The organism is Acidiphilium sp. 34-64-41, from assembly GCF_002282635.1.
In the GTDB taxonomy this organism is placed as follows: domain Bacteria; phylum Pseudomonadota; class Alphaproteobacteria; order Acetobacterales; family Acetobacteraceae; genus Acidiphilium; species Acidiphilium rubrum.
In genome coordinates, this window is record NZ_NCJX01000016.1 from 30,489 (window position 1) to 46,927 (window position 16,439).

19 protein-coding genes and 1 tRNA gene are annotated in these 16,439 nt (G+C 63.9%); 11 read left to right on the forward strand and 9 right to left on the reverse strand.

Features of this window, described 5'->3' with window-relative positions:
* Nucleotides 1–15: 15 nt before the first annotated feature.
* The 4 genes from gmk to B7X49_RS05010 all read right to left on the reverse strand — a co-directional run bounded on the left by gmk (nt 16) and on the right by B7X49_RS05010 (nt 3,618).
* Entirely contained in the window at nt 16–597 is a 582-nt protein-coding gene (gene gmk / locus B7X49_RS04995) for a guanylate kinase (RefSeq protein ID WP_286703316.1), read from the reverse strand.
* Between the two features lie 6 nt (nt 598–603).
* Nucleotides 604–1,533, reverse strand: a complete 930-nt coding sequence (locus B7X49_RS05000; RefSeq protein WP_286703317.1) for a YicC/YloC family endoribonuclease — start codon at nt 1,531–1,533, stop codon at nt 604–606.
* A complete protein-coding gene (locus B7X49_RS05005) occupies nt 1,530–2,546 on the reverse strand; it encodes a DNA methyltransferase (RefSeq protein WP_175612103.1) in 1,017 nt (338 codons plus the stop codon). Before B7X49_RS05005 ends, B7X49_RS05000 begins: the two co-directional genes overlap by 4 nt.
* A gap of 190 nt (nt 2,547–2,736) precedes the next feature.
* Nucleotides 2,737–3,618, reverse strand: coding sequence for an aldo/keto reductase family oxidoreductase (locus tag B7X49_RS05010; RefSeq protein WP_286703318.1), 882 nt, complete (start codon nt 3,616–3,618; stop codon nt 2,737–2,739).
* 109 nt (nt 3,619–3,727) lie between these two features.
* Here B7X49_RS05010 and B7X49_RS05015 point away from each other — a divergent pair, with 109 nt between their 5' ends.
* The 3 genes from B7X49_RS05015 (at nt 3,728) to B7X49_RS05025 (ending at nt 5,294) form a co-directional block, all read left to right on the forward strand.
* Nucleotides 3,728–4,675, forward strand: a complete 948-nt coding sequence (locus B7X49_RS05015) for a LysR family transcriptional regulator (RefSeq protein ID WP_286703319.1) — start codon at nt 3,728–3,730, stop codon at nt 4,673–4,675.
* Between the two features lie 201 nt (nt 4,676–4,876).
* Nucleotides 4,877–5,032 carry a hypothetical protein gene (locus tag B7X49_RS05020; RefSeq protein WP_324504002.1) on the forward strand — a complete coding sequence of 52 codons (156 nt, stop codon included), beginning with the start codon at nt 4,877–4,879 and terminating at the stop codon, nt 5,030–5,032.
* A 31-nt stretch (nt 5,033–5,063) separates the two neighbouring features.
* Complete coding sequence (locus B7X49_RS05025; protein WP_029310613.1) at nt 5,064–5,294, forward strand: tautomerase family protein; 231 nt, start codon at nt 5,064–5,066, stop codon at nt 5,292–5,294.
* Nucleotides 5,295–5,316: 22 nt separating this feature from the next.
* On the opposite strand, the gene B7X49_RS05030 is transcribed toward B7X49_RS05025, so the two are convergent.
* Entirely contained in the window at nt 5,317–5,556 is a 240-nt protein-coding gene (locus tag B7X49_RS05030; RefSeq protein ID WP_029310614.1) for a DUF2188 domain-containing protein, read from the reverse strand.
* A gap of 248 nt (nt 5,557–5,804) precedes the next feature.
* On the opposite strand from B7X49_RS05030, the gene cobU reads away from it, so the two are divergent.
* Genes cobU through B7X49_RS05045 form a run of 3 tightly spaced genes read left to right on the forward strand, consistent with a single transcriptional unit; the run spans nt 5,805 to nt 8,375 of the window.
* The gene (gene cobU, locus B7X49_RS05035; RefSeq protein WP_286703329.1) at nt 5,805–6,305 is read left to right on the forward strand and encodes a bifunctional adenosylcobinamide kinase/adenosylcobinamide-phosphate guanylyltransferase; all 501 of its coding nucleotides are present in this window, start codon (nt 5,805–5,807) and stop codon (nt 6,303–6,305) included.
* A 7-nt stretch (nt 6,306–6,312) separates the two neighbouring features.
* Nucleotides 6,313–6,915, forward strand: a complete 603-nt coding sequence (gene cobO / locus B7X49_RS05040; protein ID WP_286703320.1) for a cob(I)yrinic acid a,c-diamide adenosyltransferase — start codon at nt 6,313–6,315, stop codon at nt 6,913–6,915.
* Nucleotides 6,915–8,375 (forward strand): cobyric acid synthase, encoded by a 1,461-nt coding sequence (locus tag B7X49_RS05045; RefSeq protein ID WP_286703321.1) that lies wholly within the window; start codon nt 6,915–6,917, stop codon nt 8,373–8,375. Before cobO ends, B7X49_RS05045 begins: the two co-directional genes overlap by 1 nt.
* Here the strand turns inward: B7X49_RS05045 and cbiB are convergent.
* Complete coding sequence (gene cbiB / locus B7X49_RS05050) at nt 8,359–9,336, reverse strand: adenosylcobinamide-phosphate synthase CbiB (protein ID WP_408735560.1); 978 nt, start codon at nt 9,334–9,336, stop codon at nt 8,359–8,361. The genes B7X49_RS05045 and cbiB overlap by 17 nt on opposite strands.
* A gap of 39 nt (nt 9,337–9,375) precedes the next feature.
* Here cbiB and cobD point away from each other — a divergent pair, with 39 nt between their 5' ends.
* Both cobD and B7X49_RS05060 read left to right on the forward strand, forming a co-directional pair.
* Nucleotides 9,376–10,422, forward strand: a complete 1,047-nt coding sequence (cobD, locus tag B7X49_RS05055) for a threonine-phosphate decarboxylase CobD (RefSeq protein WP_286703322.1) — start codon at nt 9,376–9,378, stop codon at nt 10,420–10,422.
* Nucleotides 10,423–10,449: 27 nt separating this feature from the next.
* Complete coding sequence (locus B7X49_RS05060) at nt 10,450–11,220, forward strand: enoyl-CoA hydratase (protein WP_286703323.1); 771 nt, start codon at nt 10,450–10,452, stop codon at nt 11,218–11,220.
* A gap of 33 nt (nt 11,221–11,253) precedes the next feature.
* Here B7X49_RS05060 and B7X49_RS05065 read toward each other — a convergent pair.
* A tRNA-Gln gene (locus B7X49_RS05065) sits at nt 11,254–11,325 on the reverse strand.
* A 125-nt stretch (nt 11,326–11,450) separates the two neighbouring features.
* Between B7X49_RS05065 and B7X49_RS05070 the strand changes: the two genes are divergently transcribed.
* Nucleotides 11,451–12,653 carry a pyridoxal phosphate-dependent aminotransferase gene (locus B7X49_RS05070; protein WP_286703324.1) on the forward strand — a complete coding sequence of 401 codons (1,203 nt, stop codon included), beginning with the start codon at nt 11,451–11,453 and terminating at the stop codon, nt 12,651–12,653.
* Between the two features lie 185 nt (nt 12,654–12,838).
* On the opposite strand, the gene B7X49_RS05075 is transcribed toward B7X49_RS05070, so the two are convergent.
* Nucleotides 12,839–13,195, reverse strand: coding sequence for a hypothetical protein (locus B7X49_RS05075; protein ID WP_286703325.1), 357 nt, complete (start codon nt 13,193–13,195; stop codon nt 12,839–12,841).
* Between the two features lie 310 nt (nt 13,196–13,505).
* Nucleotides 13,506–13,778, reverse strand: coding sequence for a hypothetical protein (locus B7X49_RS05080; protein WP_286838486.1), 273 nt, complete (start codon nt 13,776–13,778; stop codon nt 13,506–13,508).
* Nucleotides 13,779–13,876: 98 nt separating this feature from the next.
* Between B7X49_RS05080 and B7X49_RS05085 the strand changes: the two genes are divergently transcribed.
* The gene (locus B7X49_RS05085) at nt 13,877–15,769 is read left to right on the forward strand and encodes a ribonucleoside-diphosphate reductase subunit alpha (RefSeq protein ID WP_286703327.1); all 1,893 of its coding nucleotides are present in this window, start codon (nt 13,877–13,879) and stop codon (nt 15,767–15,769) included.
* A gap of 122 nt (nt 15,770–15,891) precedes the next feature.
* Nucleotides 15,892–16,344 (forward strand): hypothetical protein, encoded by a 453-nt coding sequence (locus tag B7X49_RS05090; RefSeq protein WP_286703328.1) that lies wholly within the window; start codon nt 15,892–15,894, stop codon nt 16,342–16,344.
* The last annotated feature ends 95 nt before the right edge of the window (nt 16,345–16,439 follow it).

Consider the following 16,439-nt stretch of genomic DNA (forward strand, 5'->3'; position numbering starts at 1 on the left):
GCAACGATGCGGGAACTACGCCAGCCGCGACGTCATCAACCGGCACGCCCGCCGGACCGCCCGCAAATCGGTCAGCGCCACCTCGAAATCGCGGTTCTCGATGATGAAATCGAATTCGGTCTGGTGCGCCAACTCGGTCTCTGCCTCCGCCATCCGCCGCGCGATCGTCGCTGCGTCATCGCCGCGCCCGACCAGCCTGGTGCGCAGATCCGCAAGCGTCGGCGTGCGGATGAACACGCCCATCACATCGTTCGGCAGCGCCGCGCGCAGTTGCCGGTAGCCCTGCCAGTCGATATCGAACAGAATATCGCGCCCGGCCGCCAGCGCCGCTTCGACCGGCGCGCGCGGCGTGCCGTACGACCGACCGAACACGCTGGCATGCTCCAGGAAATCCCCCGCGGCGATCATTGCGGCGAAGGTTTCAGGCGTCTTGAAATAATAATGCACGCCCTCCTGCTCGCCCGGCCGCGGCGCGCGGGTGGTGGCACTCACCGAGAGCGACATGAACTCATCCCCGTCCAGCAACGCGCGCGAGAGCGATGTCTTGCCCGCACCCGAAGGCGCCGCCAGCACCAGGCAAAGCCCGCGCCGCTTCATCGGGGTCTATTCAATATTCTGCACCTGTTCGCGCAATTGCTCGATCGCCGCCTTCATCTCCAGCCCGATCGCGGTCAGCGCCAGCGCGGTCGATTTGCTGCACAGCGTATTCGCCTCGCGATTGAACTCCTGCATCAGGAAATCGAACCGCCGCCCGATCGGCGCCGCCTCGCCCAGCAGCGCCCGCGCCGCCGCGCAATGGGCACCCAGACGGTCCAACTCCTCGCGCACGTCCGATTTGGTCGCCAGCAGCGCCACCTCCTGCGCCAGCCGATCCGGTGCGACCGGATTGGCCTCGCTCAGCAAGGCCGCCAGCGCCGCTTCCAGCCGGGCCCGATGCTGCGTCACTTGCTCATCGGCACGCGCCCACGCCGCCTGCACCTGCGCCTCGATCCGGTCAAGAAACGCCGCGATCATCACACCCAGCCGCGCGCCCTCGGCAAGCCGCGCCACCACCAGGTCGTCCAGCGCCGCCTCGAAACTCGCCGCCAACTCGCTCGCCAGCGCCACCTGCGCCGCCTCATCGTCCTCGATCTCGCCGGCATCATGGCTCACCGGGCGGATCACCCCCGGCAACGCCAGCAACGCCGCCGCGCAGGGGGCCGGCGCGCCGGGAATCTGCGCCGCCAACGCCACCGCCCGCGCGCGATACCGCTCGAGCACCGCCTCATCGATCATGGTGCCCACCGCCGCCTCCCGCTTGAGCGTCAGCGTCACCGAAACATTGCCGCGCTTCAGCCGTCGCCCTGCCGCGTCGCGCAGCGCCGGTTCCAGCGCATCGAACCCGGGCGGCAGCCGCAGCTTGAGGTCGAACCCCTTGCCGTTCACGCTGCGCAACTCCCAGGCATAGCTGGTCGCCTCATGCGCCCCGGCCACCCGGGCAAACCCGGTCATCGAAGCGAGCCCAGGCGAAATCATCGAAACGGTATTGCTCATGGCCGCAAGGTTTCGCGCACATGGTCCAGCGCGACAAGCCTGCCGTCCCGCTCGACATGCCAGAACGTCCACCCGTTGCAACTCGCTGCGTTCTGCACCAGCGAGCCGACCTGATGGATCGAGCCGCGATGCGCCCCGGCGATGATCGTGCCATCCGCCGTCACCGTCGCCGCAATCCGCCGCAACCGGTCGTGCAGCACGGTTCCCGCCGGCACCAGCCCGCGCTCCACCAGCACCCCGAACGCGATCCGCGGCGCCTCGCGCCGGTTGGTCGCCGAACTGGTCAGATGCGCCGGCGCCGCCCGCAGCGCGCGCAGCCGTGCCCACCCCGCCTCGACATAGGCGGGATGCCGCTCGATCCCGATGAAATGCCGGTTCAGCCGCTTCGCCACCGCCGCCGTCGTCGCCGTGCCGGAAAACGGGTCGAGCACCACGTCATCCACATTGGTCGCCGCCAGAATGACCCGGTGCAGCAACGCCTCGGGCTTTTGGGTCGGGTGCAGCTTCAGCCCGTGCTGATTGCGCAGCCGCTCGTTGCCGGTGCAGAGCGGAATCGTCCAGTCGCTGCGCATCTGCGTGTCGTCGTTCAATGATTTCATCGCCTGATAATTGAACCGGTAGCGCGATTTCGGCTCCCGCGCCGCCCAGATCATGGTCTCATGCGCGTTGGTGAACCGCCGGCCGCGGAAATTCGGCATCGGGTTGGTCTTGCGCCAGATCACGTCGTTCAAAATCCAGAATCCCAGATCCTGCATGATCGCGCCAAGCCTGAAAATATTATGATACGACCCGATCACCCAGATCGTCGCATCCTTGTGCAGCAACCGCCGCGCCTCGGTAAGCCAAGCCCGCGAAAACGCGTCATAGGCGGCGAAATCGGAAAATTTATCCCAATCGTCATCCACCCCATCGACCAGACTGTCATCCGGCCGCCGCAATTCCCCGCGCAACTGCAGATTATACGGCGGATCGGCGAAAATACAGTCGATCGACGCATCGGGCAGCATCCGCATCGTCTCGGCGGCATCGCCGAGAAGCAACTGGTCGAGCGGCAGTTCACGGATCGCGGACAAGGGCAAAGGCAGCCTCAGTAGGTTTCGACCCCTATACCTGACGAAGCCGCCGTAGTCGCGTCAATGGGCATCGTGGCGGGATATCGGGAAAACAGGGTTCACCTGTTTCGCTGAAGCATCCCGAGCCGCGCTAAGCAGCGCCCGCCGGAGCGCCGATCCGGTCGAGCACCGCCATCGCCGCTGCCGGTAATGCCAGTGCCCCCGCCGCCAGATTCTCCCGCAGATGAGCGACCGAGGATGTGCCCGGGATCAGCAGAATATTCGGTGCCCGCCGCAGCAGCCAGGCCAGCGCCACCTGCATCGGCGTCGCACCCAGCCCCGCAGCCACCTCGTCGAGCGCGCTGGACTGCAATGGCGAAAATCCACCCAGCGGAAAGAACGGCACATAGGCAATCCCGGCCGCACCCAGCGTATCGATCAACCCATCGTCGTGGCGCTGCACCAGATTATAGTGGTTCTGCACGCAAACGATGTCAGCAATTTCCCGCGCCTCGGCAATCTGCGCCGGTGTTGCGTTGCTCAGCCCGATGTGGCGCACCAACCCCTGGCGCTGCAGATCCGCCAGCACCGTCAGCGGCGCCGCCAGCGATCCTTCGGCCGGACCATGAATCCCGAACATCAGCCGCAGATTGACCACATCAAGCGCCGCAACCCCCAGATGTCGCAGGTTGTCATGCACCGCCTGCGTCAGTTCCGCGGCCGAAAATGCCGGGTTCCACGATGCATCATCGCCCCGCCGCGCCCCGATCTTGGTCACGATCACCAGATCGTCCGGATACGGATGCAACGCCGACCGGATCAATCGATTCGTCACATGCGGCCCGTAGAAATCGCTGGTATCGATATGGTTCACCCCAGCGTCCACCGCCGCCCGCAGCACCGCAATCGCCGCATCGGGGTCTTTCGGCGGCCCGAACACGCCCGGCCCGGCAAGCTGCATCGCCCCGTAGCCCATCCGCCGCACGTCACGCCCACCCAGCCGATAGGTGCCGGAATTGCCGATCTCGCTCATTTAACGCCTCCAGAATACCACCCGCATCGGGCTTGACCTTGCAGATAGACAGCATGCGCCCGCGTGATAATACGGAGCAATCGGCACAGGCTGTGCGGGGTGGCGTACAATGACCCAGACGCTGTCCCAACTCGGCGATCTCGCAGGTTTCATGGCCGTCGCCCAGGCCGGCGGTTTCCGGCAAGCCGCGCGCGCCGGCGGCGGCAGCGCCTCCAGCCTGAGCGAAGCCGTGCGGCGGCTCGAAATCAGGCTCGGCGTCCGCCTGCTCAACCGCACCACCCGCAGCGTCGCCCCCACCGAGGCCGGGGCCCGCCTGCTCGAACGCCTCACCCCAGCGCTCGGCGAAGTCGCTGCAGCGCTCGATGTCGTCAACCGCTTCCGCGACCGCCCGGCCGGCACCCTGCGCCTCAACGTTCCGGTCAGCGCCGCCCGCCTCGTGCTGCCGGCCATCGTGCCGCAATTCCTGGCCGCCTATCCGGATATCCTGCTCGATATCATTGCCGACGACAGTTTCGTCGATGTGCTGGCAGCCGGCTGTGATGCCGGCATCCGTTATGACGAACGCCTGGAAAGCGACATGATCGCAGTGCCGATCGGCCCGCGCCGCCAGCGCTTCGCCACCGCCGCGGCACCCGACTATCTTGCCCGCCATGGCACGCCGCACCACCCGCGCGACCTGCTCGGCCACGCCTGCCTGCGCGGACGCTTCGCCAGCGGCGCCATGACGGCCTGGGAGTTCGAGCGCGCCGGCGAAATCATGCGCGTCGAACCCGCCGGTCGCCTGATCGTCAGGGTCGGCACCGCAACCGATCTCGCGGTCGATGCCGCCGTCGCCGGCACCGGCATCATCCATCTGTTCGAAGCCTGGCTGCGCCCCCACCTCGACAGCGGCGCCCTGGTCCCGGTGCTGCAATCCTGGTGGCAGAGTTTCCCCGGCCCGCAGCTTTACTACCCCGGCCGGCGCCACCTCCCTGCACCGCTGCGCGCCTTCATCGACTTCATTGCCAGCCAGCGCATGCTCACCGCCGATACCGCAACGCTTCCATCGAAATCCTGAACGCCGAAGCCCCGTCGGGTCCGCGGACCGGTCAGAAACGCCACGATGTCCTTGAGTTCGGCCCCACCAGACAAACCCGACTGGGCCATTCATCCGTCGGACCTATCGGGTGGACCCATTCACCACCTCTACTCCCGAACAACGGCGCATATTACATCACGGTCCGAAGACAGTGTCCCACCGCCCTCATCGGAGCCCACCATGGAAATCAAACGCGCAGGTTCGCAACCCTCCGGCAAAGGCCCGGCCGAGTGGTTCACCGGCACTGTCCGGATCGACCCGCTGTTCGGCCCGCCCGACCCGGCACCCGCCGGCGGAGCCCTCGTCACTTTCGAGCCAAGTGCCCGTACCGCGTGACACACCCACCGCAACCCACCAGGACAACACCATGCCGCATGTGATCATCAAGCTTCAGACCGGTCGCTCTGACGCGCAAAAATCCATCATCGCCGATGAAATCACCAAAGCCCTGATGGCCAGCGCCAACGTCACCGCAGACGCCGTCTCCGTCAGCCTGGAAGATATCGAGCCAGACGACTGGGTCGAAACCGTCTACCGGCCGGACATCATCGGCAAACCGGCAACCCTGTTCAAAAAACCCGGCTACGATCCGCTCTGACCGAGCAACCGGCCAAGGTGGCTCACGCCGTCAAATCCGCCTCCGGCCGATCACTGCCCAACGCCACCTCGGTGTGCCAGGCGCCCGTCTCATCCTGAAACTGGATCGTCGCGGTCTCGCCCGGCACGCTCTGCTCGCGCGCGACCCGATGCGCCGCCTTCATCGCCGCCGCCTTGGTGGCAAACGTCTCGGAAAACACATCCCCCAGCTTGTACGCCCAACCGCCGTCATGCGGCACGACATGATAATGCACAGTGGCCATCGTTGATCCTCCAATAATCCGTCACAACCGAACTGACCCTAGACCGATCATGCGACGAGGGCGAATTGCCGCCTCGCACGGCAGTCCATCGCGACCCCCAAGGCCACCGCGCCCACCCACAAGAAATGTCGAGCCCAACCCGGCGATACCTTTGCATATGCAAATCGTTCATATATCGTAACTAACAGGTCTTCCAGCCACGCCCCCCTTGCGCTACGCCATCCAAAACCGCGCAAGGAACCGCACCCATTCCCATCACCCTCATCCTCGGCGGCGCCCGCTCCGGCAAAAGCCGCCACGCCGAAACCCTGCTCGCCGCCCACCAGCCCCCCTGGCACTACCTCGCCACCGCCCAGGCGTTCGATGCCGAAATGCGCGAGCGAATCGCCCTCCACCAGGCCCGCCGCGACCACAACTGGCACACCACCGAAGCCCCGCTCGACCTGATCACCCCGCTCCAAGCCGCCGGCACGACCCCGGTCCTGATCGATTGCCTCACAATCTGGCTCACCAACCTCCTCCTGGCCGAGGCCGATCTCACCGCCGAATCCGCCCGCCTCGCCGCCGCTTTATCCACCCGCACCGCCCCCACCATCCTGGTCGCCAGCGAAGTCGGCCTCGGCATCGTGCCCGAAAACGCCCTCGCCCGCCGCTTCCGCGATGCCGCCGGCCTGCTCCATCAACGCGTCGCCGCCGGCGCCGACCACGTCATATTCATGGTCGCCGGCCTGCCCCTGACCGTGAAATGAGACGCCAATGAGCGAAGACGAAACCCGCCACCGCGCCAAAATGGCGAAACGCAAAGCCCTCCAGGACGCCGAGGTCGCAGCCAAAACCATCGAAAAAGGCCTGCTGATCGTCAACACCGGCCCCGGCAAGGGCAAATCCACCGCCGCCTTCGGCCTCGCGCTCCGCATGATCGGCTACGGGCGAAAGGTCGCCATCGTCCAATTCATCAAGGGCGCCTGGGCCACCGGCGAGCGCACCGCCCTCGCCCGGTTCAACGATCTGGTAACCTTCCACACCATGGGCGAGGGTTTCACCTGGGAAACCCAGGACAAATCGCGCGACATCGCCGCCTGCCAGCGCGCCTGGGCCACCGCCGCAACCCTCCTGGCCGACCCCGAAATCGCCCTGGTCATTCTCGATGAACTCAACATCGCACTCCGCTACGATTATCTCCCGCTCGACCCCATCCTGGCCGCCATCGCCGCCCGCCCGCGGCCGATGCACGTCGTCATCACCGGCCGCAACGCCAAACCGGCCCTGATCGCAGCCGCCGATCTGGTCACCGAAATGACCGCCACCAAACATCATTTCGCCGCCGGGGTGAAAGCCCAGCAGGGCATCGAGTTCTGATGACGCGCGCCCTGATGTTCCAAGGCACCGGCTCCAGCGTCGGCAAATCCACCATCGTCGCCGGCCTCGCCCGCGCGCTGACCAACCGCGGCCTGCGCGTCCTGCCGTTCAAACCGCAGAACATGTCGAACAACGCGGCCGTCACGCCGGAAGGTGGTGAAATCGGCCGCGCCCAGGCGCTCCAGGCCCGCGCCTGCCGCGTTGCCCCCAGCGTCCACATGAACCCGATCCTGCTGAAACCCCAAAGCGAAACCGGCAGCCAGATCATCGTGCAAGGCCGCGTCTTCGGCACCGCCAAGGCCCGCGACTACCAGGCGCTGAAACCGCAATTGATGCCCCACGTGCTCGAAAGCTTCGCCCATCTGCAATCAAGCGCGGATCTCATCCTGATCGAAGGCGCCGGCAGCGCCTCGGAAATCAACCTCCGCGCCAACGACATCGCCAACATGGGCTTCGCCCGCGCGACCAACAGCCCGGTCATCCTGATCGGTGACATCGATCGCGGCGGCGTCATCGCCAGCCTGGTCGGCACCCGAACCGTGCTCGATCCGGCGGACGCCGCGCTGATCGCCGGCTTCATCGTCAACAAAATGCGCGGCGACCCCACCCTGTTCGCCGACGGCATGGCCGCGATCGCGCGCCACACGCCCTGGCGCCCGCTCGGCCTGGTGCCGCATTTCGACAGCATCAAAAACCTCCCCGCCGAAGACGCGGCAGACCTCGCCGCCAACGCACCCCACCGCACCGGCGCCACCCTGGTCATCGCCGTGCCGATGCTGCCCTGCATCGCCAATTTCGACGATCTCGATCCGCTGCACGGCGAACCCGATGTCGATCTGCGCTTCATTCCGCGCGGCACGCCGCTGCCGCGCGAGGCCGATCTGATCATCCTGCCCGGCTCGAAAGCCACCATCGCCGATCTCGCAACCCTGCGCGCCGAGGGCTGGGACATCGACATCCGCGCCCACCACCGCCACGGCGGCGCGCTGCTCGGCCTGTGCGGCGGCTATCAGATGCTCGGCCGCAGCATCGCCGACCCCCACGGCATCGAGGGTCCGCCCGGCAGCGCCCCCGGCCTCGGCCTGCTCGATATCGAAACGATCCTCGCCGGCGACAAACGCCTCACCGCAGCCACCGGCCGCCTCGTCCCCGAATCCGCCGGTTTCACCGGTTTCGAAATGCACATCGGCCAAACCACCGGCCCTGCCACCGCGCGCCCGCTGCTCCACCTCGCCGATGGCCGGGCGGATGGCGCGCAATCACCCGATGGCCGGATCGCCGGCACCTATATCCACGGCATATTCACCGCCGATCCCGCCCGCGCTGGCCTGCTCCGCCGCTACGGCGCCACCCCCGCGCGGCGCAATTTCGAAGCCGAGATCGACGCGACGCTCGATGCCCTGGCCGCCCATCTCGAAACCCATATCGATATCGACGCCTTGCTCACGCTGGCCCGATGATCACCGCCAGCAGCCACACGACCCCGATCTGCAACCACGCCGCAACCCGCACCAGCCGCAACGCGCGCTCGATATCCGCAACCCCCGCCGCCGCCCGCCCCGCGCCCATCCAGGCATCATCGACGCGAACGGCCCCATAAACCCGCGGCCCCGCCAGCCGCAGCCCGAGCGCGCCGGCCATCGCCGCTTCCGGCCAGCCCGCGTTCGGCGAGCGATGCTGGCCCGCATCCCGCCGCACCGAAGCCATCGCCCCGCGCGCGCTCGCCCCCGGCACGAGCGCCGCCGCCAGCACGAGCCACAGCGCCGCCAGCCGCGACGCCGGCAGGTTGATCACATCGTCGAACCGCGCCGCAGCCCAGCCGAACGCGCCATGCCGCGGCGTCAAATGCCCGATCATGCTGTCCGCCGTGTTGACCGCCTTATAGAGTGCGATCGCCGGCAACCCGAGCACCGCGCACCACAGCGCCGGCGCCACCACCCCATCGGAAAAATTCTCCGCCAGACTCTCGATCGCCGCACGCGCCACCCCCGCCGCATCGAGGCTCGCAGGATCGCGCCCGACGATATGAGACACCGCGACCCGCCCCTCCGCGAGCCCGGCACGCAACCCCACTGCCACCGCCCGCACATGGGTGATCAGACTGACCGATGCCAGCAACGCGCTCGCCAGCACCGCAATCACCACAATCGCCACCGCACGCGGCACCAGCGCGAACACCGATGCCTCGATCAACCAGCACGGCACCCACGCCGCCAGACCCAGCACGACCAGCGCCGCCACCCCCAGCCAGCGCCGCCGCCGATCGCTACCCCGGTTCAGCCCCGCATCGAGCCGCGCGATCAGCGCCCCCGCCCACATCACGGGATGGCGGATCAACCGAAATATCGTATCGGGATAGCCGATGATGGCCTCGATCGTGAGCGCCAGGGCAGCGATCGGAACCGTGAGCATCAAATCCATGGCATGCAGACCAGCAGTTTCATCGGCGCCGTCGATATCATGAGCACGCAAACGGCAACAGAACGCCCCATCCTGCACGGCGGCCGGCGCGAAGCGATGCGTCTGGCCTACCCCGCCGCGCCGCAACCCTGGATCGACCTGTCCACCGGCATCAACCCGATCCCCTACCCGATCCCAACCCTGCCGGCCGAATGCTTCACCCGCCTGCCCGACCCCGAGGCCGCCACGCGCCTCGAATCCATCGCCGCCGCCGCCTACCACGTGTCCGACCCTGCGATGGTCGCCGCAGCACCGGGCACGCAAATCCTGATCGAATTGCTCGCCCGCCTGCTGCCCCAGCAGCGCATCGCCATCCTCGGCCCGACCTACGCCGAACACCAGGCCGCCTGGGCGCGCGGCGGCGGCAGCGTCGATCTGATCCCCGATCTCGACGATCTGCCCGCAGCGTCATCGCTGGTTCTCTGCAACCCGAACAACCCGGATGGCCGGATCATCCCGCGCGCCCGGCTCCGCGCCCTGGCCGATCATCTCGCCGCGCGCGGCGGCCTGCTGGTGATCGACGAAGCCTTCGCCGATCTCGCGGACCGCGCCACCAGCATGGCGGCAACCCTGCCGCACCCCGCCATCATCATCCTGCGCTCGTTCGGCAAAACCTACGGGCTGGCCGGCATCAGGCTCGGCTTCGCCCTGGCCGATGCCCCGCGCGCCGGCGCCATCCGCACCGCGCTCGGCCCTTGGGCGGTCTCCGGCCCGGCGATCGCGATCGGCACGATCGCCCTCGCCGATCCCGCCTGGCTGGCCGCAACCCAGCATCGCCTGACCCGCGCGGCCGCCACGCTCGACCGGCTTCTGACCGATGCCGGCATGACCCTCATCGGCGGCACGCCGCTCTACCGCCTCGCCGCCACCGCGACCGCGCCCGATTGGCACGATCGCCTCGCCCGCGCCGGCATCATGACGCGCCGGTTCGACGACCATCCCTCCTGGTTGCGATTCGGGCTTCCCGCCGATCACACCGCCTGGGCGCGCCTCGCCGCCGCCTTGTCGGGCAATCGCCCGCCCCTGGCCAACCACCCCGATCAATGAAAAAACACCATCCGAACGGAGACCGCCATGACCTATGAAATGATCATCACCGAAACCCACGGAAGCGTCGCGCAAATCACCCTCAACCGCCCCCGCGCCCTCAACGCGCTCTGCGACCAGTTGATGACCGAACTCGCCGCCGCCCTGCGCGCCGCCGATGCCGATCCCGCGATCGGCGCCATCATCCTCACCGGCTCGCCCCGCGCCTTCGCCGCCGGCGCCGATATCAAGGAAATGCAGGACAAGACCTACCCCGATACCGCGCTCGACGATTTCATCGGCAAGAACTGGGAAGTCGTCACCACCATCCGCAAACCCGTCATCGCCGCGGTCGCCGGCTACGCGCTCGGCGGCGGCTGCGAACTCGCCATGATGTGCGACATGATCATCGCGGCCGACACCGCCCAGTTCGGCCAACCCGAAATCAACCTCGGCGTCATCCCCGGCGCCGGCGGCACCCAGCGCCTCACCCGCGCGATCGGCAAATCGAAGGCGATGGACATGATCCTGACCGGCCGCATGATGGACGCAACCGAAGCCGAGCGCGCCGGCCTGGTCAGCCGCATCATCCCCGCCGCCGATTTGCTGGCCGAAGCGCTCAAGATCGCAGGCACCATCGCCGCACTCTCGCCGGTCGCGGTGACGATCGCCAAGCGCAGCGTCAACCGCGCGTTCGAAACCACCCTCGCCGAAGGCATCGCCTACGAGCGCGCCACCTTCCTCGCCCTGTTCGGCACGCCCCACCAGCGCGAAGGCATGACCGCCTTCATCGAAAAGCGCAAACCCGACTTCGCATGACCAACCATGCCTGAACAATCATGAATGAAACGGCTGGGGAGGGAGGATTCGAACCTCCGCATGGTGGAATCAAAATCCACTGCCTTACCGCTTGGCTACACCCCAATCCGTCCCGCTCTGATATGGGTTTGCGTCCGGCTCGGCAAGACCCGCACGGCAGATGTTGCATCCGCGCCATATTCAACCCCGCGGTTTCCCGCTAAATCCGACCCGAATTTGGGAGCACAAACATGGATTTGATCGCCGCACGCCTCAACCGCATCAGCCCGAGCCAGACCATCGCCATCTCGACCAAGGCGCGGCAGCTCAAGGCCGCGGGCCGCGACATCATCAGCCTCTCCGCCGGCGAACCCGATTTCGATACACCCGCCCATATCAAACAAGCCGCCATCGCCGCGATCGAGCGCGGCGACACCAAATACACCGATGTCGCCGGCACCATGGAACTCCGCCGCGCCGTCGCCGCCAAATTCAAGCGCGACTCCGGCATCGACTACAAACCCGAGGAAATCATCGTCTCGACCGGCGGCAAGCAGGTGATTTTCAACGCCATGCTCGCCACCATCCAGGCCGGTGACGAAGCCATCATCCCCACCCCCTGCTGGGTATCCTACCCCGATATCGTCCAACTCGCCGAAGGCAAACCCGTCTTCGTCCCCTGCAGCCAGAACCACGGCTTCAAACTCCGCGCCGAAGACCTCGAAGCCGCGATCACCCCGAACACCAAATGGCTGATCCTCAACTCCCCCTCCAACCCCACCGGCGCCGCCTACTCCGCCGAAGATCTCCGCCCGATCTGCGACGTTCTGCTCCGCCACCCGAACGTCTGGATCTTCACCGACGACATCTACGAAAAACTCACCTACGACGGCTTCAAAGGCGCCACCATCGTCGAGGTCGAACCGCGCCTGCGCGACCGCACCGTCACCATGAACGGCTGCTCCAAAGCCTACGCCATGACCGGCTGGCGCATCGGCTTCGCCGGCGCCCCGCTCGCCTTGATCAAAGCGATGGACAAGCTCCAAAGCCAATCCACCTCCAACACCTCCTCGGTCAGCCAGGCCGCCGCCGTCGCCGCCCTCAACGGCCCGGAAGACGACATCGAAATCATGCGCAATACCTACCGCGACCGCCGCGACCTCGTCGTCGCCATGCTGAACGACGCCCCAGGCCTGACCTGCAGCACCCCCGAAGGCGCGTTCTACGTCTTCCCCTCGATCCACGGCTGCATCGGCAAAACCACCGCCGCCGGCACCAAAATCACCGACGACGAAACCTTCGTCACCGCTTTGCTCGACGAACACGGTGTGGCAACCGTCCACGGCAGCGCCTTCATCTACCCCGGCTACTTCCGCGTCAGCTACGCCACCTCCACCGAAGCCCTGCGCGAGGCATGCACGCGGATTCAGAAGTTCTGTTCGGATATGAAGTAAGCAAGTTGTAGGATGGGCAGAGCTCTTGCGAAGCCCATCACTTTCCAGTCACCAATAAAACAAGTTAAGCAAGGCGTTCTTTTTTATAAAAAAGAACCAAAAAATTTTTTGACTTTGGGTCACGGGCGTTGGTGAGGGTCAGCCTTTCCGAAATGGTTTAGGGAGGTTCGGACCAAAATTTAAATTCATTGATAACGGCGTTCGCCTTGAAGGCTGCGATCACATGGCTCACAAATTAACCTGGTATTCTCATCCGTATACCCACCGATAGCTGTGAACCTATCTAATACGTTATAAGAGTCCGGCAGTTTCTTTTTGCATATATCGCAACACCCGTTTTGCTGCTTTCGCTTTAATGCTTTCAGCTTTCGTCTTTCATTTGGACCACTCCGTTCATCATAAACAAGCATTTTGGCGATCTTCCGGCGATACGCGAATAAAAGCTCTGGATCGCCACCCGCGAGGTCAGAAATTTTTTTGCGGACTTCGTTTAACAACTCGTTTGCTTTGGTAAGCTGTTCAGCGTCGAGAATCGGGTTCACCATTAGCCACGTTCCTTTATGAGTTTCTCTGATCCTGTCTCATGCGGGAAATCGGCGCCAACCAGACCGCTGCTATGTGCTGGCCCATGAGCCTTGCCGCGCCATTGGCATCCCCGCGCTTCGGGCTGCTCTCGCACGATAAACACAATCCGGTTCGAACGCTTCAGTGATTCGTCCGTAATCGGCTCGAATCCCAGAATAACGCCGCCAAGCTCGGAAGGAGACGATTTCGTCGGGTGCAGGTAAATCCACCCCCCCAACGAGCAATTCAGCATTTTTTTCGGATATGTCCCACTTCCCCGAGCGGAACTCACCAGCGGCATCGTCGAACGTTAAGTTCTTTAAATTTCCCTGATTGTCCCGCCCGCACAGCAAATGAACCGCCAGCATTTCGCCCTCCTCCCGTCAATGGATCAATCCCATAGCCCCACGACCACCCCCGATTAAAAAAGTTTTTTGCTTCTTTTTTACCAAAAAAGAAGTCTTCCCTTACCTCGCCTTCCCCACCCACGCCCTCCTTGCCTTCCTCCCCCACTCCCCCTACAAGAACAAACAACGAACAAACCCCATCGACTCGGTACAAGCCAATTTTCCATCAAAACTTGATCTAGTAGCGATTGCGCGATGCCCTCCCAATATGTTGTTATACCCTTCGCCGAACCGATTGGAGTCTCCGCCGCAATGAACGTCATGACCCGTGCCGACCAAGCCCTGCTCGAGCCCACCCTGCTGGAAACCGACATCCAGCTTCAGGGCCGCCATCAGATCAAGGTCGACCGCTCCCGCGACGCGCTCCTGACCGATTTCGGCCGCGCCACGCTCGATGATCGCTATCTGATGCCCGGCGAATCCTACCAGGATCTGTTCGCCCGCGTCGCCTCGTTCTACGGCGACGATCAGGCCCACGCCCAGCGCCTCTACGACTACATCAGCAAGCTCTGGTTCATGCCCGCCACCCCCGTCCTCTCCAACGGCGGCACCGCGCGCGGCCTGCCCATCTCCTGCTTCCTCAACGAAGCCTCGGACTCCCTCGAAGGCATCGTCGATCTCTGGAACGAAAACGTCTGGCTCGCCTCCAAGGGCGGCGGCATCGGCTCCTATTGGGGCAACCTCCGCTCGATCGGTGAAAAAGTCGGCCAGAACGGCAAAACCTCCGGCGTCGTCCCCTTCATCCGCGTGATGGACAGCCTCACCCTCGCCATCAGCCAGGGCTCGCTGCGCCGTGGTTCAGCGGCGGTCTATCTGCCGATCAGCCACCCCGAAATCGAGGAATTCATCGAAATCCGCCGCCCCACCGGCGGCGATCCCAACCGCAAGGCCCTCAACCTCCACCACGGCATCCTGATCTCGGATGCGTTCATGCGCGCCGTCGAAGCCGACGAGCCATGGTCCCTCACCTCCCCCAAGGATGGCGCCCATGTCCGCCACGTCTCGGCCCGCGCCCTCTGGGTCCGCATCCTCACCGCCCGCATCGAAACCGGCGAGCCCTACATCATCTTCGCCGATCACGTGAACAACGCCCGCCCCGAACACCACAAACTCGCCGGCCTCGAGGTTAAAACCTCCAACCTCTGCGCCGAAATTACCCTCCCCACCGGGCTCGACCAGCACGGCCAGCAACGCACCGCGGTCTGCTGCCTGTCCTCGATCAACCTCGAAACCTGGCTCGAATGGCACGATAACCCCCAGTTCATCGAGGACGTCATGCGCTTCCTCGACAACGTCCTGCAGGATTTTATCGATAACGCACCCGACTCCATGGCCCGCGCCAAATACGCCGCCGCCCGCGAACGCTCGGTCGGCCTCGGCGTCATGGGCTTCCACTCCTTCCTGCAAGCCCTGAACATCCCCTTCGAATCCGCCATGGCGAAGGCCTGGAACATCAAAATCTTCAAACACATCCGCGCCGGCGCGGACCACGCTTCGAAGAAGCTGGCAAAAGAACGCGGCCCCTGCCCCGACGCCGCCGATTACGGCGTCATGGAACGCTTCTCGAACAAAATGGCGATCGCCCCCACCGCCTCGATCTCGATCATCGCCGGCAACTCCAGCCCCGGCATCGAACCCATCGCCGCCAACGTCTTCCTGCAAAAAACCCTCTCCGGCAGCTTCTCCGTCCGCAACCGCCACCTCCAACAACTCCTGGCATCCAAAGGCCGCGACGACGACGCCACCTGGTCCAACATCACCGTCACCAAAGGCTCCGTTCAACACCTCGACTTCCTGACCGACGACGAAAAATCCGTCTTCAAAACCGCCTTCGAACTCGACCAGCGCTGGATCATCGAACACGCCGCCGACCGCACGCCCTACATCTGCCAAAGCCAATCCATCAACGTCTTCCTCCCCGCCGATGTGAACAAGCGCGACCTCCACCAAATCCACTACCAAGCCTGGAAACGCGGCGTGAAATCCCTGTACTATTGCCGCTCCCTCTCAATCCAACGCGCCGACAGCATCAGCGAAAAAGTAGAACACCGCACCCACCTGGAAGCCGCCAACAACACGGCGCACGTGCCACTGCCGCTGGTAGCCGCCACCACGAACTACGAAGAATGCCTAGCCTGCCAATAAGGTAAAGTAAGGCGAGGGCTCTGCCCTCGACCCGCTGGGGCCTTAGGCCCCAGACCCCTAAAATTATATGCCTGGAGTATCGACTTGATACTAAAATTAGTTGAGAGACAACAAATTCGATCATGGGAGCAAAATTTCGATATGGTGTAGCAGTAATTCTTTTTTTTCTGCCTATACTGTTAGGGGTAAGCCCAGATAGTTTGATTTTAAATATCACTTCATGGGACAGGGCGCTTAGTAGTTTTGTCTTGCTACATCGCGACCTTGTCATTTTTGGACTTTTAATATTATTCGTTATATTTATAGTTCCTCCAAGAAAATACCGTGCATTAGTTCACGAAATATCTTTCTTTCCAAACTATATAGGAAACTTTGCTCGACTGACGTCAGAAATATTTTCGAAAACTATCCAGAAGTCTGGGCGTTTTTATTTAGGTCGCATATATGTCGTTTTTACAAATTTAGAAATCAATAAAACAATCGATTTTCAATTTTATTTCTATAACGGGAATTATGAAAGAGTAAAAATATCGGCAGTTGAAGGGTTTATTGATTTTGAGACTGATAAAAAGTAACTGCTCACCCCCAATCTGATTGGTTCCTGCCTGCGACGTGAAGATTTTGCTTGACACGGTCACGGCGGGTTCGATTCACCATCCTCGTGAAACGC